This is a genomic window from Pedococcus soli, from assembly GCF_054782575.1.
Map to the genome: position 1 here is coordinate 153,920 of NZ_BAAGSF010000003.1, position 18,473 is coordinate 172,392.

15 protein-coding genes are annotated in these 18,473 nt (G+C 73.0%); 9 read left to right on the forward strand and 6 right to left on the reverse strand.

The features are described 5' to 3' along the window. Position 1 precedes the first annotated feature (1 nt). The gene (locus ACYVKF_RS03710; protein WP_460964921.1) at positions 2–919 is read left to right on the forward strand and encodes a RecB family exonuclease; all 918 of its coding nucleotides are present in this window, start codon (positions 2–4) and stop codon (positions 917–919) included. 21 nt (positions 920–940) lie between these two features. On the opposite strand, the gene ACYVKF_RS03715 is transcribed toward ACYVKF_RS03710, so the two are convergent. Further along, complete coding sequence (locus ACYVKF_RS03715; RefSeq protein WP_056915358.1) at positions 941–1,855, reverse strand: hypothetical protein; 915 nt, start codon at positions 1,853–1,855, stop codon at positions 941–943. A 196-nt stretch (positions 1,856–2,051) separates the two neighbouring features. Between ACYVKF_RS03715 and ACYVKF_RS03720 the strand changes: the two genes are divergently transcribed. The 3 genes from ACYVKF_RS03720 (at position 2,052) to ACYVKF_RS03730 (ending at position 4,501) form a co-directional block, all read left to right on the forward strand. Then, positions 2,052–2,840, forward strand: coding sequence for a ParA family protein (locus tag ACYVKF_RS03720; RefSeq protein ID WP_056915357.1), 789 nt, complete (start codon positions 2,052–2,054; stop codon positions 2,838–2,840). 240 nt (positions 2,841–3,080) lie between these two features. Next, complete coding sequence (locus ACYVKF_RS03725; RefSeq protein ID WP_056915356.1) at positions 3,081–3,323, forward strand: hypothetical protein; 243 nt, start codon at positions 3,081–3,083, stop codon at positions 3,321–3,323. Between the two features lie 131 nt (positions 3,324–3,454). Then, positions 3,455–4,501, forward strand: coding sequence for an NAD(P)-dependent alcohol dehydrogenase (locus ACYVKF_RS03730; protein ID WP_056915355.1), 1,047 nt, complete (start codon positions 3,455–3,457; stop codon positions 4,499–4,501). A 47-nt stretch (positions 4,502–4,548) separates the two neighbouring features. Here ACYVKF_RS03730 and ACYVKF_RS03735 read toward each other — a convergent pair whose 3' ends face one another. Next, positions 4,549–6,084, reverse strand: a complete 1,536-nt coding sequence (locus ACYVKF_RS03735; RefSeq protein WP_460964924.1) for a hypothetical protein — start codon at positions 6,082–6,084, stop codon at positions 4,549–4,551. An 81-nt stretch (positions 6,085–6,165) separates the two neighbouring features. Next, positions 6,166–7,716, reverse strand: a complete 1,551-nt coding sequence (locus ACYVKF_RS03740) for a DEAD/DEAH box helicase (RefSeq protein WP_056915353.1) — start codon at positions 7,714–7,716, stop codon at positions 6,166–6,168. A gap of 241 nt (positions 7,717–7,957) precedes the next feature. Between ACYVKF_RS03740 and ACYVKF_RS03745 the strand changes: the two genes are divergently transcribed. Beyond that, the gene (locus ACYVKF_RS03745; protein WP_056915352.1) at positions 7,958–8,650 is read left to right on the forward strand and encodes a ferritin-like fold-containing protein; all 693 of its coding nucleotides are present in this window, start codon (positions 7,958–7,960) and stop codon (positions 8,648–8,650) included. A gap of 82 nt (positions 8,651–8,732) precedes the next feature. Here ACYVKF_RS03745 and ACYVKF_RS03750 read toward each other — a convergent pair whose 3' ends face one another. The 3 genes from ACYVKF_RS03750 to ACYVKF_RS03760 form a co-directional block, all read right to left on the reverse strand. Continuing rightward, positions 8,733–9,002, reverse strand: a complete 270-nt coding sequence (locus tag ACYVKF_RS03750; RefSeq protein ID WP_460964927.1) for a GlsB/YeaQ/YmgE family stress response membrane protein — start codon at positions 9,000–9,002, stop codon at positions 8,733–8,735. A 240-nt stretch (positions 9,003–9,242) separates the two neighbouring features. Next, positions 9,243–9,467, reverse strand: a complete 225-nt coding sequence (locus ACYVKF_RS03755) for a DUF3107 domain-containing protein (RefSeq protein WP_460965523.1) — start codon at positions 9,465–9,467, stop codon at positions 9,243–9,245. A 76-nt stretch (positions 9,468–9,543) separates the two neighbouring features. Beyond that, positions 9,544–10,200 carry a TetR/AcrR family transcriptional regulator gene (locus ACYVKF_RS03760; protein ID WP_460964929.1) on the reverse strand — a complete coding sequence of 219 codons (657 nt, stop codon included), beginning with the start codon at positions 10,198–10,200 and terminating at the stop codon, positions 9,544–9,546. A gap of 76 nt (positions 10,201–10,276) precedes the next feature. On the opposite strand from ACYVKF_RS03760, the gene moeB reads away from it, so the two are divergent. From moeB to ACYVKF_RS03780, 4 genes are all read left to right on the forward strand, one after another. Further along, entirely contained in the window at positions 10,277–11,491 is a 1,215-nt protein-coding gene (gene moeB / locus ACYVKF_RS03765; protein ID WP_460964931.1) for a molybdopterin-synthase adenylyltransferase MoeB, read from the forward strand. An 11-nt stretch (positions 11,492–11,502) separates the two neighbouring features. Continuing rightward, positions 11,503–11,850 carry an MGMT family protein gene (locus ACYVKF_RS03770; protein ID WP_056915348.1) on the forward strand — a complete coding sequence of 116 codons (348 nt, stop codon included), beginning with the start codon at positions 11,503–11,505 and terminating at the stop codon, positions 11,848–11,850. An 81-nt stretch (positions 11,851–11,931) separates the two neighbouring features. Then, positions 11,932–15,123, forward strand: a complete 3,192-nt coding sequence (locus ACYVKF_RS03775; RefSeq protein WP_460965525.1) for an ATP-dependent helicase — start codon at positions 11,932–11,934, stop codon at positions 15,121–15,123. After that, positions 15,120–18,473, forward strand: a complete 3,354-nt coding sequence (locus ACYVKF_RS03780; protein ID WP_460964933.1) for an ATP-dependent helicase — start codon at positions 15,120–15,122, stop codon at positions 18,471–18,473. Before ACYVKF_RS03775 ends, ACYVKF_RS03780 begins: the two co-directional genes overlap by 4 nt.

Here is an 18,473-nt window from a genome sequence, read left to right on the forward strand (position 1 = left end):
CATGCAGCAGGGGAGTCCCGCGGGGCCGGCGTCGGCCGCCCGGTCCGCTTTCGTGCAGGAGTCGTTCGGCGGTATGCCGCGGCGCCTGTTCCGCGCCAGCCCGAGCCGCCTGCTCGCATGGGTCGACTGCCCGCGCCGGTACCGCATGCAGTACCTCGACCGACCCTCCCCGCCCCAGCGCCCCCAGCGGGCGCACACCTCGGTGGGCACGGCGGTGCACAACGCCCTGCGCGACTGGTGGGACCTCGCCCCGGAGCAGCGCACCCCGGAGGCCGGTGCCGAGCTCGTGCGGACCTCGTGGATCGAGGCGGGCTTCCGCGACGCCGACCAGTCGCTGGAGTGGCGCCAGCGGGCGCAGGGGCAGGTGCGCACCTACCTCTCCGACGTCGACCCCGTCGACCAGCCGCTGGGCATCGAGCGCACCGTGTCGCTCAAGACCGAGAAGCTGGCCCTCCAGGGCCGCATCGACCGGCTCGACGACCGCGGCAGCGAGCTGGCGGTCGTCGACTACAAGACGAGCCGGTGGGAGCCCACCGACGACGACGCGCGCACCTCGCTCCCGCTCGCCCTGTATGCCGCGGCGGCGTGGAAGATGTTCCGCCGCCGCTGCGTCCGGGTCGAGCTGCACCACCTGCCCAGCGGTGCAGTGGCCACGCACGAGCACAGCGGCGAGTCGCTGCAGCGCAAGATCGCGGAGGCCGAGTCCATCGCACGCGACGCCCGTCGCGCCGAGGACGACTATGCGCAGTTCGGCGTCGACTCGGGACGGTTCCCCGCCACGGTGGGGCCGCTGTGCCAGTGGTGCGACTTCAGGGCGCACTGCCCGGCCGGCCAGGCGTTCGGGCCGGAGAAGTCGAGCTGGGCCGCCCTCGAGGACCCCGCGCGACCGGCGGCACCGTCCTCGCGCACCGGCGCCTGACCGCCTCGTCGAGGGCGGGTCTCAGAAGTTCCAGCGGATGCCGACGCGTCCCGGCCCGACCCGGTGCACCACGTGCTGGACGCTGGTGGAGTCGCCGAGGTCGATCAGGGACGAGGTGGTCATCCCGTCGAGCACACTGTAGGTCTCGACGGTGACGGGCAGCCTGGCCGGGTGGAACCGCACCCAGATCATCAGCTCGGTGACCCGGTGCAGGAGGAAGTACTCGATCGACTGCTCGGGGTCGAGGTCGCGGGGGAGCACGACCTGGTGCTCGGCCGCTGCGGTCTCGTCGACGCGCAGGGGCCGGTCGAGGATGATCTCGGCGGCGAACACGCCGTCGGCGTCGTGGGAGATCGTGCGCCCGACGCGGCAGCCGCTGACCGCCCGGAACTCGGCCCGTTCGCCGCTCGGCTGGTCGGTCGCGAGGAGGGCAGGGATGCGCTGGGCGCCGTCGCGCATGGCACGGACGACGTTGCGGATGGTCCGCACGCGCTGAACGCCGTGGGCGTCGACGTCGAGGGTGTCGTGCACCGTGAGGTCGACGAGCTCGAGGGTGTCGCCGAACCCCAGCTGCTCCATCGCCTGGGTCGCGAGCGGGATCTCGACCGGGAGGTCGGCGGCGCGGGGCAGCTCGCGGGGCGGACCGGGCCGGCGTCGAGGGCCGAGCTTGCTCAGGAGGTGGCCGCGCGGAACCCCGAGGATCTCCTCGAGGTGGGCGACGGCTTCCAGCGAGCCGACCCGCTGGGGCTGGCTGCGCCCGGACTGCCAGTAGCTGAGGGTCGCGATGCTGACGGGGGTGCCGCGCTCGTCGAGGCGGCGACGCAACGACTCCAGGCTGCGTCCGCTGCGCTTGACGGCGGTGCGGAGGGCTGCAGGGAAGGTGGCATCGTCGAGTCCCTGGGGGCCCCCCTGGCCCCGGTGTTGCGGCGTCGCCACAGCCAAACCTCTCCTGTCGGCACGTCCGCGCCGCCCTTTGCGTAGCCCTGCGCTACGCCCAACACGATAAGCGTTCAACTATCTCTTCGCGCGGGGACCGGACAATCCCTGTCCGTACGGCCGCCGCATCGTCACCGTTCGTACCTGACAGACTGGCGCCCCCGGCACACCCACCTCGCACGGAAGGGCCCTCCCGTTGGCCAGAGCTCGCACCCGGCCCGCAGCCATCGTCTCGGTGGCCAACCAGAAGGGCGGCGTCGCGAAGACGACGTCGGTCGCCTCCCTCGGGGCGGCGTTCGCCGAGCAGGGCAAGCGCGTGCTGCTGGTCGACCTCGACGCCCAGGCGTGCCTCACGTTCAGCCTCGGTGTGGACCCCGACGAGGTCGAGGCCTCCGTCAACGAGGTGCTCCTGGGCAAGGCGACCATCGCCGACGTCCGGGTCGCCTGCGACGACGGTGTCGACCTGGTGCCCAGCGTGATCGACCTCGCGGGCGCCGAGGCCCAGCTGCTCCCGCGACCCGGACGCGAGTACGTGCTGCGCACCGCCCTCGAGGACGTGCGCGGCGACTACGACGTCATCCTGCTCGACTGCTCACCCAGCCTGGGGGTCCTCACGCTGAACGCCCTGACCGCGAGCCAGGGGCTGGTCATCCCGATGCCGTGCGAGATGCTCAGCCACCGCGGGGTCGGCCAGCTGCTCGACACCGTCGCCGACGTGCAGAAGATCCTCAACAAGGACCTGCGGGTCCTCGGGATCCTGCCCACGATGTTCGACGGCCGCAGCAACCACGCCCAGGAGGTGCTCGCCGACGTCGGCCAGCGCTACGACCTGCCGGTCCTCAGCCCGCCCATCCCGAAGACGGTGCGGTTCGCGGAGGCGCCGGCGGTGGGCCGCAGCATCTTGGCCACCTCCCGCACGTCCAAGGGGGCCAAGGCCTACCGTGAGGTCGCGAAGGCGCTCGCGAAGCAGCTCGCCACGCTCTGAGGTGGCGTGCGTTGCCTGTGAGACGCCTGTGACGCGGCTACCGCACCTCAACCGAACGGACGACCCCCTACTGAGCCGATCGGGCCGGAAACGGCGCCGTCGGCGTGTCGGAAGGTATGGAACTGGCAAAGAGGTCGTGACCGCTCGTTGATGCGCTGCGACGATCTCTGCATCCGCCACGGAGCACGACCAGACCCCCTGCTGGTCGTCGAGCGCGGCGCAGATCCGAGGAGTCCCCCAATGTCGTCCACCCCCCAGCCGACATCCACCACCCGCTCGACCGGCGCCCACGCCGGACCGCTGCAGACCATCCTCGCGGCGATCGCCGTGTGCGTCCTCTACTGGTCCGTGGGCATCAACGACACCTCCGACGCCACCACGGGCTCGGGCGCCCCGGCGGTCCAGCTCCAGCAGGTCGGGAACTCCACGTCGGCGCAGTCCGCCGTCCCCGCCGCATACCGGGTCTCCGGGCAGTCGCGGTAGCTCGTCCGAAGCATTCTCCCCGGCGTTCGCGGCGCGGTCGCGCACCAGCCCCGCCGGCGGGCTCGGAATAGTCACGTCCGCGAGGGACTTGTCCCTTGACGGTGACTGACCCCGACCCCCCAAGGAGAATCATGTCCCGCACTGCAGCACTGTCCGCCGCGTCCGCCGGAGCCGCCCTCGAGGCGACCACGATCGAGCGCCGCGAGCTGCGCGATGACGACATCGTCATCGACATCGCATTTGCCGGAATCTGCCACAGCGACATCCACCAGGTCCGTGAGGAGTGGGGGAGCGCCATCTTCCCGATGGTGCCCGGCCACGAGATCGCCGGAGTCGTCTCCGAGGTCGGTGGCGGCGTGACCCGTTACAAGGTCGGCGACCGCGTCGGCGTCGGCTGCATGGTCGACTCCTGTGGCGAGTGTGAGTACTGCAAGGACGGCCAGGAGCAGTTCTGCCTCAAGGGTGCCGTCATGACGTACAACGGCACCGGCTACGACGGCGAGAAGACCATGGGCGGCTACGCGCAGTCCGTCGTCGTGAGCGAGCGTTTCGCCGTCCGCATCCCCGACGCCCTCGAGCTCGACGTCGCCGCACCGCTCCTGTGCGCCGGCATCACGACGTTCAACCCGCTCAAGCGCTGGGGCGCAGGTCCCGGCAAGAAGGTCGCCGTCGTCGGCCTCGGTGGCCTCGGCCACCTCGGCGTGAAGTTCGCCGCCGCCCTCGGCGCCGAGGTCACCGTGCTGAGCCAGACGACCTCCAAGGAGGCCGACAGCAAGGCCTTCGGCGCTGTGGCCCACTACGCCACCAAGGACCCGGAGACCTTCGAGAAGCTGCGCGGCTCGTTCGACCTCATCCTCAACACGGTGAGCGCGAACCTGCCGTTCGACGACTACCTGTCGCTGCTCAAGGCGAACGGCGCCATGGTCAACGTGGGCGCCCCGAGCGACCCGAGCACCTTCGTGGCGTTCTCGCTCATCGGTGGCAGCAAGGCACTGGCCGGCTCCAACATCGGCGGGATCCCGCAGACCCAGGAGATGCTCGACTTCGCGGCCGAGCACGGCATCGCCGCCGAGATCGAGACGATCGACGCCAGCAAGGTCAACGAGGCCTACGACCGCGTCGTGAACTCCGACGTGCGCTACCGCTTCGTCATCGACACGGCGACCATCGGCGCCTGACGCCCCGCCCGACGCGCGGCGCGCCACGCGTCCCGCACGGCGAGCCTTCAGCCCCTGGCCCAGTACCGGACCAGGGGCTGAAGTGCGTCCTGGACCGCGCGGGTCTGCCCTTGGCTGTCCGTGTCCAGAGCGCTGACCGAGGGCGCCTGGCCCTCGGCGAGGTCGACGAGCCCGGTGACCGACGTCCCGGGGACCGGCAGGAGCAGGAGCACGGTGGGATGGGCCGACCCCAGGTCCGCCCGGCGGGCCCGGACGACGTCCAGCAGGGGCCGCCAGCTCGCCTCGCGCAGGGGGAGCCGGACGAGCAGGGTCTGGGTGGTCGGGCGACGTCCGTGCTCGTCGGCCTCCGCCCAGTGGACGCAGGTCGCACCGCTCGCGCCCGCGCGCAGGGCGGCAAGGTAGTTGGCGGCCTTGCCGAGCCGTCCGGGCGGGCCCGTGTACGCGAGGTTGAGGCCGTGGCCCACGTCGGGGCAGTCGACCTCGGGGTCGGGGGCGAGGGCGTCGTCGCGGTCGTAGTCGGGAGGCGCGGGTGAGGTGTGCAGCTCCACCTGCTCGACAGCCTCCGGCAGGGCCGCGAGGACCCGTGGGAACGAGACGTCGGGAGTGACCCGCAGGTCGGCGGTGACGGGACGCCTGGTGTCGGAGGTGCCGGGGTCCACGGTGACTGCCACGGCTCCTGAGTCCCGCCGCAGCTGGGCCGCCGCGGAGGTGGCCCACGCCTGCTCGTCCATGGTGACCGGACCGACAGGGCCCTCGACGACCTCACCGAACCGGCTCAGGCCGAAACCCGACCGGTGCAGGGCGTCGATGTCCTCGGCCACCAGACCAGGGCCCGGGAGCCTGATCACGCTCCGGCGGTCCGTGCTCGGTGTCCCGGAGATCGTGAGCATGACTGCTCGGGCCGGGGCCAGTCGCACCGCCAGGGCGAAGGCCCGCCGGTCCGACGCACTGACGGTGCCGCCGTCGAGGACCCGTACCTCGTGGCCCTCGGGGTCGCGGACCGCGACGGACGGGGGTCCGTTGACCCACGACTCGTCCGGGTGCGGCACGGCGCCGGCCAGGGTCGTCACAGCGGCTGGCAGGTCGGAGCCGGTCTCCACGGTGGCGGTGAAGGGCGCGGACCCCGATCGCACGGCGATCTGAACCGCGACGACACCAGGCAGGTCACGCATCGCGCCGAGCACCCGCAGGGTCGTGGCATTGGTACCCGGGCGCGCACCGACGAGCACGACGTCCCGGCCCTGCCGCAGCTCCACGGCTGGACCGCTCAGGGACGGGTGGGCGGCGGCATACGCGACGATGGCGCGAGCCAGGCGGTCGACGACCGCGACGTCGAGCGGCACGGCCACCACGGCACGGTCGGTGGGCTCGAACACCCGGCCGGCCACCCCGGCGACGCCGAGGGCCACGGCCCGGGCGGGTTCGTCGACGGACACGATGTCGGGCTGGTCACGCAACCAGGACCGGAAGCGCTCCTGCTCGCTCGGCCGCAGCACCGCGACCACGACCGCGACGACCGCGACCGCGGCCACCAGCAGGATCGCGACGGTCCGGCGCCCGGAACGGTGCATGAAGTCCCCCACGACGTGAGGATGGCACCAGTGCCCACGGGTATGGCGCCGACGTGACCGATTCGCAACGCGGCGCCGTACCCGGCAGTGGGGTCAGCCCTCCTGGCCGGCGGGGGCGGCGTCGCCCGTGCCGCCGCGGGTGCGACGCCGGTTGCGGTTGCGACGCGGCTTGGTGGCTGCGTCGCCGTCCTTGGGCGCCGAGTCGGGGCGGCGCTCGCTGCGGCCGGCGTCGCGCGAACCCTCGCGTCCACGACCACCGTCGCGGCTTCCCTCTCGGGCGCCGTCACGACCACTGCGGCCACCGCCGGCGGGGCGCCGACCGCTGGCCTTGCCGGTCTCGCCGAGGTCCTCGAGCACCTCGGCGTCGAGCCCCGCGAGCTTCTGGGCGGCCTTCGGCAGGCGGCCCTTGGCGGTGCGCGGGATGTCGAGCTGCTCGTACAGGTGGTCCGAGGAGGAGTAGGTCTCCTCCGGGTCCGGGATGCCCAGGTCCAGCGTCTTGTTGATCAGGCCCCAGCGGGGGATGTCGTCCCAGTCGACGAACGTGACGGCGATACCCGTGTTGCCGGCGCGGGCGGTGCGGCCGATGCGGTGCAGGTAGGTCTTCTCGTCCTCGGGGCACTGGTAGTTGATGACGTGGGTGACGTTGTCGACGTCGATGCCGCGGGCCGCGACGTCGGTGGCGACGAGGATGTCGACCTTGCCGTTGCGGAACGCGCGCAGCGCCTGCTCGCGGGCGCCCTGGCCGAGGTCACCGTGGATCGCGGCGGCGGCGAACCCGCGGTCGACGAGCTCGTCGGCGACCTTGGCGGCGGTGCGCTTCGTGCGGCTGAAGATGATGGTCAGGCCACGGCCCTCGGCCTGCAGCATGCGCGCCAGCATCTCGACCTTGTCCATCGCGTGGGCGCGGTAGACGAACTGCTCGACGGCCTTGACCGTGTGGGCGTTCTCCTGGTCGTCGCCCATGGCCCGGATGTGGGTCGGCTGCTTCATGTAGCGACGGGCCAGCGCCACGACCGCGCCCGGCATGGTCGCCGAGAACAGCATGGTCTGGCGGTTCGGCGGCGTCATGGCGAGGAGCTTCTCCACGTCGGGCAGGAACCCGAGGTCGAGCATCTCGTCGGCCTCGTCGAGGACGACGGACTTCACGTGGGACAGGTCGAGGTGGCCCTGCTTGGCCAGGTCGATGAGGCGACCGGGCGTGCCGACGACGACCTCGACGCCGTTGCGCAGCGCCTCGACCTGCGGCTCGTACGCGCGGCCACCGTAGACGGTGAGGACGCGGATGCCGCGTCCCTTGCCGGCGCGCTCGAGGTCGGCGGCGACCTGGACCGCGAGCTCGCGGGTGGGTGCCACGGCCAGGGCCTGCGGCTTGCCGGCGTGCTTGAAGCCGTCCCAGGCGTCGTCGACGCGGGCGATCGTGCGGTTGAGCATCGGGACGCCGAAGCCGAGCGTCTTGCCGGTGCCGGTCTTCGCCTGGCCGATGATGTCGTGGCCGGCGAGGGCGACCGGGAGGGTCATCGCCTGGATGGGGAAGGGGGTGACGATGCCGGCGGCGCTCAGGGAGGCGACGATGTCGGGGTGGACGTCGAAGTCGGCGAACGTCGGCTCTGCGGGCGCAGCAGCGTCCGTGGTGGTCTCGGTCATGAAGTTCTCTCGATCGGGGGCGCTCCCCACGGGGGAGGAGGCCGTCGCGCAGCGGGCCGATCGGAGGTCTTCCATGCTCGTCGAGCGGTTGCGCGGACCACGTCCGCGGCTGATTCGTGCCGACCGGGCACCTTTGACGCGTCCAGTCTACCGCCGGGGCCCTCCCATCCCCTCATCGTCGGTCCCCGGCGGTGGGTCGTCGGGCGTCGGCGGGTGCGGTCGCGCCGTTAGGGTGACGGACATGACGCAGGACGACTGGCTGGCTGATCCGCAGTACCGCGAGGCGGTCGCGGACCTCCTCGGTGCCCTTGCCTACGGCGAGCTCACCGCGTTCACCCGACTGGCCGGTGACTCCGAGCTCTCGCCGACCCAGCCCCTCAAGGCCGCCGTCGCCGGGCTCGCCGTGGCCGAGTTCCGGCACTACGAGATGATCGTCGCCCGCCTCGACGACATGGGGGTGGCGCCCGAGACGGCCATGGCCCCGTTCATCGCCCCCGTGGACGCCTTCCACGAGCGGACCCGTCCGAGCACGTGGCTCGAGGGCCTGGTCAAGGCCTACGTCGGCGACGGCATCGCCACCGACTTCTACCGCGAGGTCGCCGCGTACGTGGACCCCTCGACCAAGGCGCTCGTGCACTCGGCGATGCAGGACGTCGGCCAGGCCGACTTCGTCGTCAAGGTGGTCCGGGAGGCCATCCGCACCGACCCCCGCATCTCCGGGCGGCTCGCGCTGTGGGGTCGTCGCCTCGTGGGCGAGGCCCTGTCGCAGGCCCAGCAGGTGGCGGTCGAGCGCGATGCGCTCGCCTCCCTGCTCGTGGGTGGTGCCGGGGGCCCTGACCGGCCGAGCGCCGACCTCGCCGAGCTCGGCCGGATGTTCGCCCGGCTCACCGACGAGCACACCCGCCGGATGGGACGCCTCGGCCTGGCTGCCTGAGTGCACCGGCCGACGGCTCGTCCACGGCACACGAGAGGGCCCGGTCCACGTGGACCGGGCCCTCTCGGCGTCAGGGGTGACGTCAGGCGTGGTGGCTGCCCTTGCGGCCGGTGACCCGCTCGTAGACGACCACGAACACGGCGGCGACGACGATGCTGGTGATCCAGCGGAGCCAGTCGATGCTGCCGTCGTCCTTCGGTGCGCCCCACACCCAGTAGCCCACGAGGGCGCCGAGGATGCCGAGGATCACGGTGACAAGAGTGCTGATGTTCTGGCGGCCCGGGAGGACCAGGCGAGCCAAGATCCCGATGATGGCACCGAAGATGATGGTGCCGATGATTCCAGTGATCATTTCCCCGCTCCTTCTGCACCGGGTTCACCGGTGCTGTTGCTGGGCCACGTCTGCGGCCCTCACGGCGACAACTCAACACCGGTTTGCGCGCATTCGCACGCCGGCCAGCCGTCGGGTGAGGTCACGGTCAGGGAACGATCACGGCGAGTTTGCGCAGGTCAGGGCCCTGCGGTATACGTCCGGCGCTGTCCGGTCCGAGGGTCGCCGGGGCCCGGTGGCGGGCTCCCGGTGACCGGCGGCTCAGATGTTGCCGAAGCCGACGCCGCGCTTCTCGGACTCGCCGATCTGCACGTAGCCGAGCGCGCCGGCGGGGACCACGGTGACGCGGCCCTTGTCGTCGGTGAGCGACAGGGAAGCGCCCTCGTCGATGGAGGCCGCCACGGCCTTGGCGACCTCGTCGGGGCTCTGGGCGGACTCGATGACGACCTCACGGGAGACGTTCTGCACGCCGATCCGGACCTCCACGGTCATGGCCTTTCTGTGGGACGGAGCACGCGGCACAGCTGCCGGTGCGGACTGTCGGTCTGACTTGTCGGTAAGGCTAACCAGCGTGCTCGGGGGAACCTTCCCCGCCCACCTTGGGGAAGGAGCCGAGACCGCGCCAGGCGAGCGTGCCGACGAGGCGGGCGGCCTCGTCCTTGGGCACGTCCGACCCCTGGGCGAGCCAGTGGCGGGCACTGACCTGGGCGAGCCCGGTGAGCGCCATACCGAGCAGCGAGGCGTCCTCGTCGGGGAGGCTGGTGTCCTCGGCGATCACCTCGGCCACCGCCTCCGCGCAGACCAGGCCGACGGCGTCGAGGCGGTTGCGGACCGCCGACTCGTTCGTGAGGTCGGACTCGAAGATCAAGCGGAAGGCGGCGCCGTCCCGGGACACGAAGTCGAAGTAGGCGGCGATGGAGGCGTAGACGCGCTCCTTGTTGTCGTGCGTGGAGGCCAGCGCCTCGCGCACGAGCATCTCGAGCGCCTCGCTGTGCTTGTCGAGCAGCGCGAGGTAGAGCTCGAGCTTGCCGGGGAAGTGCTGGTACAGGACGGGTTTGGACACGCCCGCGCGCTCGGCGATGTCGTCCATCGCGGCAGCGTGGTAGCCGGACTCGACGAACGCCGCCTGCGCGGCCTCGAGGAGCTGGGCACGGCGTGCGGACCGCGGCATCCGCTGTCCGCGGGCGGCGTCGTTGCCGGTGTCGGCGCGAAGCGACATGCGTGCCTCTCAGGTCGGGAGGTCACCGCCGGGCGGCGGTGTCGGGGACATCGTACGGGTGGGTAACGTGAGTCACATGGCCATCCCACCGCTGGTTGCGCCCGGTCCCGAGCTCACGGTCGAGCAGAAGGGTCGGTACGCGCGGCACATCCTGCTCCCCGACATCGGCCTCGAGGGGCAGCAACGACTGTCCAACGCCCGCGTGCTCGTCGTGGGTGCGGGCGGGCTCGGGTCGCCCGCGCTGATGTACCTCGCGGCGGCCGGTGTCGGCACGATCGGCGTCGTCGACGACGACGTGGTCGACGCCTCGAACCTCCAGCGCCAGGTCGTCCACGGGGTCGCCGACGTCGGGCGCCGCAAGACCGAGTCGGCCGCCGAGACCGTCGCGGCGATCAACCCCCTGGTGACCGTGGTCCGCCACGACCTGCGGCTCACCTCGGAGAACGCGCTGGAGGTCCTCGCCGACTACGACGTCGTCCTCGACGGCGCCGACAACTTCGCCACCCGGTACCTCGTCAACGACGCCTGCGTGCTGCTCGGGCTCCCGCACGTGTGGGGGTCGATCTACCGGTTCGACGGGCAGGTGTCGGTGTGGTTCGCGGGGTACGGCCCGTGCTACCGCTGCGTGTTCCCGGAGCCGCCCCCGCCCGACGCCGTGCCCTCCTGCGCGACCGGTGGCGTGCTCGGGGTGCTGTGTGCGGCGGTGGGTTCGGTGCAGGTCGCCGAGGCGGTCAAGCTCATCGTCGGTCGGGGCGAGACCCTCGTCGGCCGGCTGCTTGTGCACGATGCGATGCGCCAGACGTGGGACTCGCTCATGGTCCGCGCCAACCCCGACTGCCCCGTGTGCGGCGAGTCCCCGACGATCACCGCACTGGTCGACTACGAGGAGTTCTGCGGCACGGCGGGCGCCGTCGTGGTCGAGGGCGAACCGTCCGAGCGGGCGGCGACGCCTGCCTTCGCGGAGGTGTCCGCGACCGAGCTGGCCGACCTGCTGGCCGCCCGCGAGCGGGGGGAGACGAGGTTCGAGCTCGTCGACGTCCGTGAACCCGGCGAGCGCGCGATCGTGTCGATCCCCGGCGCCCGCGCCGTGCACCTCGACGAGTTCCGTTCCGGCACGGCCGCGGACGAGCTGCCGCGCGACATACCGGTGGTCGTGCACTGCAAGTCGGGAGCCCGGTCGGCAGAGGCCGCGGGACTGCTCGCCGCGACCGGACGCGACGACGTCAGCAACCTGACCGGCGGGGTGCTCGCGTGGGTGCGCGACGTCGACCCGTCCCTTCCCGTCTACTGAGGAGGACCGAGTTGGTCACGGACGCAACAGGATTCGGGCAGCCGAGCGAGTTCGCCGACGACGTCCTCGAGGTGGTCGACCAGATCCCCGAGGGCATGGTCATGACGTATGGCGACATCGCCGAGGTGCTCGGACGCGGCGGTGCGCGCGGGGTCGGGTCGGTGATGGCGAGGTACGGCTCGGACGTCCCCTGGTGGCGCGTGCTGCGCTCCGGGGGGTACTTCCCCCAAGGGCTCGAGGACGAGGCGCTCGCCCACTACCGGTCGGAGGGAACCCCGCTCGTGCGCGGCCAGGTGGACGGCCGCCGGGTGGACCTGTCCGTCGCCCGCTGGAAGGACGCCCGCCGTCCCTCGGCGTGAGTGCATCGCGTTCGTCGGCCCGGCGCCGGTGGGGCGTGACCGCCGATGTCGGCCCGGGGTGATGGAATCGGCCCCGTGCTGATGCTCCGCCGTGCCCCGAGCCTGGTCGTCGACGCGCCCGCGCTCGACGAGGTCCAGCGAGCGGCGGTCGCCCACCGGGGCGGGGTGCTGCGCGTCCTGGGCGGCCCGGGCACCGGGAAGACGACGGTGGCGATCGAGACGGTCGTGGCCCGGGTCGAGGCGGGGGAGGCGACGCCGGACCAGTGCCTGGTGCTGACCTCCTCGCGCGTCGGTGCCGGCAGCCTGCGAGAGCGGGTCACCGCGCGGCTCGGTCGCACGTCCACCGAGCCGCTGGCCCGGACGCACCAGGCCTTCGGGTTCGGGATCCTGCGGCAGGCCGCAGCGCTGCGCGGCGACCCTGCTCCCCGGCTGCTCAGCGGACCCGAGCAGGACGTCATCCTGCGCGACCTGCTGGCCGGCCACGCCGCGGCCGAGACCGGGCTCGTGGCCGGGGCGACGCCGGCCCCGTCGTGGCCCACCGCGCTCGACGCGGCCCTGGGCACCCGTGGGTTCAGGGCGGAGCTGCGCGACCTGCTCATGCGGGCCGTCGAGCTCGACCTCGAGCCCGACGACCTGGCCCGCCTCGGTGTGGAGCACGACCGCCCCGAGTGGGTGGCCGCCGCCGACGTGCTCGCCGAGTACGACGAGGTGACCGCCTTCTCCGCGCCCGGCGCCTACGACCCCGCGTGGATCCTCGGCGCCGCGGCGGACCTGCTCGTCGAGGACCCCGACGCCCTCGACCGGTTGCGCAGGGGACTGCGCCTGGTCGTGGTGGACGACGCCCAGGAGCTCACCTCGGCGGCGACCCGCCTCCTGCGCACCGTCGCCGCGCCAGGCATCGACGTCGTCCTGCTCGGCGACCCCGACAGCGCCGTGCAGACGTTCCGCGGTGCCGACCCGCGCTACCTCGCCGACGGCTGGACCGCGCTCGGCGAGGGCCCGACCCTCGTCCTCCCCACGGCCCACCGCCTCCCGGAAGCCGTCCACGCCGCCGCCGCACGGGTGGCACCCAAGATCGGCGCCCTGGGTGGTGGCAGCCAGCGCGGCGCCGTGCCCGGCCGGTCGGGAGGCCAGGTCGAGGTCCGGCTGCTGCGGGCGGTGAGCCAGGAGGCGAGCTTCGTCGCCGCCGAGCTTCGCGAGGCCCACCTGCGGCACGGGGTCCCGTGGTCGCAGATGGCGGTGGTCGTCCGCGGCCAGGGGCGCACCTCGACCCTGCGCCGGGTCCTGATGTCGGCGGGCGTGCCGGTGGCCGGCAGCGCCACCGACCTCCCCGTGCGGGACGAGGTGGCGGTGCGTCCGCTGCTGACCCTGCTCGAGGTGGTCCTCGGCATCGTGCGGGTGGACCTCGCCCAGGACGCCGTTCCCCGCATCGCCCCCCAGGTGGCGGTCGACGCCCTGCTGTCCCCGATCGGTGGCGCCGATGCCGTGGGACTGCGCCGGCTGCGTCGTGCCCTGCGCCGCGTCGAGCTGGCCGCGGGCGGCAGCCGCACCAGCGACGAGCTGCTCGCGGAGGCCCTGACCGTGCCGGGTTCGCTCGTCGAGCTCGGGCCGGAGGGAGGCCCTGCCAGACGGGTCGCCCGGACCATCGCCGCCGGGGTCAAGGCCGCGCGCGGCCGGGCCGAGGGAGGCACCTGGCGCTGGGAGCCCGGCGTGAGCGCCGAGTCGGTGCTGTGGGAGATGTGGTCGGCCACCGGGTTGGCACCCGAGTGGCAGAGCGCCGCGCTGTCCGGCGGACCGGCCGCGGCCCGGGCCGACCGCGACCTCGACGCGGTCGTGGGGCTCTTCGACGCTGCGGCCAAGTTCGTCGACCGCCTGCCGCAGGCCGGCCCCGAGGCCTTCCTCGCCCACATCGGAAGCCAGGACATCCCGGGCGACACGCTCGTGGCCCGCTCACCCGTCGGGGAGGCGGTCACCATCACCACCCCCCAGGCCGCCGCCGGTCGGGAGTGGTCCCAGGTCTTCGTCACCGGGGTGCAGGAAGGGGTCTGGCCAGACCTGCGGCTGCGGGGTTCGCTGCTGGGGTCCGAGCGACTCGTCGACGTGGTCGCGGGGCGCACCTCGACGTTCCGGGCGGCCCAGGCGGCGGTGCGGTACGACGAGACCCGCCTGCTGCTGGTGGCCCTGACCCGGGCCACCGACCGGGTCGTCATGACCGCAGTCCGCAGCGACGACGAGCAGCCGTCGGTCTACCTCGACGTCGTCGACCCCGACACCATCACCGAGCTCGGCGACCGGCCGTTCGCCGACGTCGCCCGCACGATGACCTTGCCCACCCTCGTGGGCGAGCTGCGCCGCCAGCTGCTGTCCGAGGACGGCAGCACGCGCCGCACCGCGGTCGCGGCCCTCGCCCGGCTCACGCACGAGCGGGTGCCGGGCGCCGATCCCGGCCAGTGGTGGGTGATGCGGTCGGTGTCCGACGAGCGACCCCTGCGCACGGCTGACCAGCTCGTGCGGGTCTCGCCGAGCAAGGTGGAGTCGTTCGGGAAGTGCGGCCTGCGCTGGCTGCTCGGCTCCGTCGGCGGCGACGGGCCGTCGGTCGGGGCCGCAGACATCGGCACGCTCGTGCACGACATCGCCGCCGAGCTGGGCGACGTCGCCGCCGACGAGCTCGTCGCGGAGGTCGACGCCCGCTGGGCCAGGCTCGGCATGCCGTCGGGCTGGGTCTCGGACCGCAAGCGGGTCGAGGCGCACGAGATGGTCCGCAGGCTGGCGCGCTACTTCGACGAGGCGCGGTCCCACGGCTGGGTGCGCCTCGGCGCGGAGCTGGACATGAAGGTCACGCTCGGTCGGGCGGTGCTCAGCGGCAAGGTCGACCGCCTCGAGGAGGTCACCGTGCCCGGAGGGGGACCGACCGGGTTGCGCGTCGTCGACTACAAGACCGGCAGCAGCAAGCCCCGCAACGACGAGATCGACAGGCACCCCCAGCTCGGCGCCTACCAGCTCGGGGTCGAACAGGGCGCCTTCCCCGAGCACGGCTCGACCTCCGTCGGTGCCGCCCTGCTCCAGGTGGGCAAGGCGGCTCTGGTGAAGACCACCCTGCAGGAGCAGAAGCCGCTCGCCTCGGACGAGGACCCGACCTGGGCCGCAGACCTCGTCGCGCGGACCGCTGAGGGGATGGCCGGTGCGACCTTCCTCGCGAGCGTGGGGGACTGGTGCAAGCAGTGCCAGGTGCGGTCCTCCTGCCCGGCCCAGCCCGAGGGGAGGGTCCTGTGACGCCGCGGTGGTCGGCGCGAGCGGTCGCCGAGGCCCTCGGCCAGCCGGAGCCGACACCCCAGCAGGTCGCCGTCATCGAGGCCCCGATGTCGCCGCTGCTGGTCGTGGCCGGAGCGGGTTCGGGCAAGACCGAGACGATGACCGGCCGGGTCGTGTGGCTCGTGGCCAACGGGTTCGTCGAGCCCGACCAGGTGCTGGGCCTGACCTTCACGCGCAAGGCTGCCACCGAGCTGTCCGAACGCATCGGCTCCAGGCTGCGGCTGCTGCAGCAGCGCGAGATCTGGACCCCGCGCCCCGACGACGGCGAGAGCGACGCCGAGGTGCTCGGCGGGACGCCCACGGTCTCGACCTACCACTCCTACGCGGGACGGTTGGTGCGCGAGCACGCACTGCGTCTCGGGTTCGAGTCCGAGTCCCGGCTCCTGTCGGAGGCCGCGGCCTGGCAGTACGCCTCCGAGGTCGTGGCGGCCTACGACGGGCCCATGGACGACGTCCCCAACGCGGAGTCGACCGTCACCGCCGCCGTCGTCGACCTCGCCGGGGAGATGGCCGAGCACCTCGTCACCCCCGCCCAGGTGCGCGAGCACATCGAGACCGTCCTGGCCGCCCTCGCGGCGCTGCCGCCCGGCGCCAGCAGGGCCAAGGACCTCCCGGGTGAGGCGAAGAAGATGCGTGAGGCCCTCAGGGCACGAGCGGGGGTGCTGCCCATGGTCGAGCGCTACCTCGCCCTCAAGCGACAGCGCGACGCGATGGACTTCGCCGACCAGATGGCGCTCGCCGCCCAGCTCGCCCTGACCTTCCCGGACATCGGTGCCATCGAACGACAGCGTTTCGGTGCCGTGCTGCTGGACGAGTTCCAGGACACCTCCGCCGCGCAGCTCGACCTGCTCCGCGCCCTGTTCGTGGCTCCCGGGGAACCCGTGCCCGTCACGGCCGTCGGTGACCCGCACCAGTCCATCTACGGCTGGCGAGGTGCCAGTGCCACGACGCTCAGCGCCTTCCGTGACCAGTTCCGCGACGGCTCGGACCCCGCGCCGGTCCGCCCGCTCGCCACCAGCTGGCGCAACGACGCGACGATCCTCGACGTGGCCAACGCCGTGGCCACCCCCCTGCGCGAGAGGTCCGCGGTGCCTGTCGAGCAACTCGGTGCCCGCCCGGGAGCGGGCCCCGGCACGGTCGAGGTCGCACGCGTCCTCACGGCTGCGGACGAGGCTGCGATGGTGGCGCAGTGGCTGGGTGACCGTCGCGCGTCCGGTGCGAAGTCGTCAGCGGTGCTGTGCCGCAAGCGGTCCCAGTTCGCCGCCGTCATCGACGCGCTCGAGGCGCGCACCATCCCCTACGAGGTGGTCGGCCTGGGCGGCCTCCTGCTCACCGCCGAGGTGCAGGACATCACCTCGCTGCTGCACGTGGTCCACGACCCCACCCGCGGCGACCAGCTCATGCGCCTGCTGACCGGGCCGTTGTGCCGCCTGGGTGCGGCCGACCTCGACGGCCTGATGGCGTGGGCTCGCCACCAGCAGGACGTCCGGCAGCAGCAGGACGTCCGCCACCGGGAGGCGAGCGGCGCCCCCGCACCAGTCCACGACCAGTCGCCCGACAGCGCCGACACCGTGAGCATCGTCGAAGCCGTCGACGACCTGCCGCCGCTCGGCTGGCGCAGCCGGGACGACAAGGCGGTCAGCGAGGTCGCCCTGCACCGGCTGGTCGGCCTGCAGCACGCCATCCGCCGGCTGCGTTCGCTGAGCAGCCTGCCGCTGGCCGACCTCGTGGGCGAGGCCGAGCGCGCCCTCGGCCTCGACATCGAGGTGCTGGCCCGTGAGGGGTACACGCCGGCCGCGGCCCGGGCCCACCTCGACGCCTTCGCCGACGTCGCCGCCACCTTCACCACGAGCGCTGACCGCCCCAACCTCGGAGGGTTCCTCGCCTGGCTCACCGCCGCCCTCAAGGAGGAGCGCGGGCTCGACAAGGGCTACATCGAGGCGTCGACCGATGCCGTGCAGGTCCTGACGGTCCACGCGGCCAAGGGGCTGGAGTGGGAGGCCGTGGCCGTCCCGGGGCTCGTGGAGGGGTCGTTCCCGGCCCTGGCATCGGCCGCCAGCCGGGTCGGCGACGACGGCACGTGGACCCTGTCCACTCCCAAGGGGCGCGGGTGGATCGCCGGGCTCCAGGACGGCGGCATCCCGTACGCCCTCCGCGGTGACGTGTCCGGGCTCCCGCACCTGGACTGGCCGGGCGCGCAGGACTGGAAGGACATCGACGCCCGGGTCGAGGACTTCCTGCTGGCCAGCGGTGAGCACGGGGTGGCCGAGGAGCGCCGCCTCGCCTACGTCGCCTTCACTCGTGCCAAGACCCACATGCTGCTCACGGCGCCGGTGTGGACCGACGGCAAGACGCCGAAGGTCACCTCGCGCTTCCTCACCGAGGTCGTGGACGACCCCGACCTGCGGGTCCGCCGCCTGGCCTGGGTCGACCTGCCCGACCCCCTCGACCCCGAGGCCACCCAGAACCCCGCCACCGCGGTCGCCGTGTCGGTGCCGTGGCCGGCCGACCCCCTCGAGGCGCGCCGCGAGGCGCTCGCGGAGGGGGCCCGGCTCGTGGAGGCCGCGATCGACGAGTATGCCGCCGGGTCACCCGCCGATGACGTGTCCGAGCAGGGCCTGCTGCCGATCCCCGGGGCCGAGCTCACCGTGCTCGAGGAGCTCGACCTGCTGCTCGAGGAGCGGCGCCGCCTGGGCGCGCGCAGCGACGTCACGGTCCTGCTGCCACGCCACCTGTCGGCCTCGGCCGTCGTCGCGCTCGCCCAGGACCCGGACCGGTTCGCGTCGACGCTGCGCCGACCCATGCCCGAGCCACCCGCGCTGGCCGCCCGTCGGGGCACCGCCTTCCACGCCTGGGTGGAGCAGCACTACGCCCAGGCCGCGATGGTCGACATCGTCGACCTCCCCGGCAGCGCCGACGACGACCCCGGTGACGACGCCGAGCTCCCGGTGATGAAGGAGCACTTCCTCGCCAGCGAGTGGGCCGGGCGCGTGCCCAGCGAGATCGAGATCGCGGTCGAGACGGTGATCGACGGGATCGCCGTCCGTGGCCGCATCGACGCCGTCTTCCCGCGCGAGGGCGGCGGCTTCAGCGTCGTGGACTGGAAGACCGGGGCGAAGCCGAGCGGCGAGGCGGCCCGGGTGCGGTCGCTGCAGCTGGCCGCCTACCGGGTCGCCTTCGCCCGGCTCCGCGGGCTGGAGCTCGACGAGGTCGACGCCGCGTTCTACTACGCCGGGACCGGCGAGACGGTGTGGCCGGACCTGCCCGACGACCAGGACCTCGCGACGCTGCTGTCGGCAGTTCCCGAGTAG

What these genes read in the sequence shown, in the direction of transcription:
- ACYVKF_RS03775 (WP_460965525.1), top strand. Translation starts at nt 11,932, where the DNA reads ATGCTCCGCCGTGCCCCGAGCCTGGTCGTCGACGCGCCCGCGCTCGAC.
- ACYVKF_RS03725 (WP_056915356.1), top strand. Translation starts at nt 3,081, where the DNA reads ATGTCGTCCACCCCCCAGCCGACATCCACCACCCGCTCGACCGGCGCC.
- ACYVKF_RS03740 (WP_056915353.1), bottom strand. Translation starts at nt 7,716, where the DNA reads ATGACCGAGACCACCACGGACGCTGCTGCGCCCGCAGAGCCGACGTTC.
- ACYVKF_RS03730 (WP_056915355.1), top strand. Translation starts at nt 3,455, where the DNA reads ATGTCCCGCACTGCAGCACTGTCCGCCGCGTCCGCCGGAGCCGCCCTC.
- ACYVKF_RS03745 (WP_056915352.1), top strand. Translation starts at nt 7,958, where the DNA reads ATGACGCAGGACGACTGGCTGGCTGATCCGCAGTACCGCGAGGCGGTC.
- ACYVKF_RS03760 (WP_460964929.1), bottom strand. Translation starts at nt 10,200, where the DNA reads ATGTCGCTTCGCGCCGACACCGGCAACGACGCCGCCCGCGGACAGCGG.
- moeB (WP_460964931.1), top strand. Translation starts at nt 10,277, where the DNA reads ATGGCCATCCCACCGCTGGTTGCGCCCGGTCCCGAGCTCACGGTCGAG.
- ACYVKF_RS03750 (WP_460964927.1), bottom strand. Translation starts at nt 9,002, where the DNA reads ATGATCACTGGAATCATCGGCACCATCATCTTCGGTGCCATCATCGGG.
- ACYVKF_RS03710 (WP_460964921.1), top strand. Translation starts at nt 2, where the DNA reads ATGCAGCAGGGGAGTCCCGCGGGGCCGGCGTCGGCCGCCCGGTCCGCT.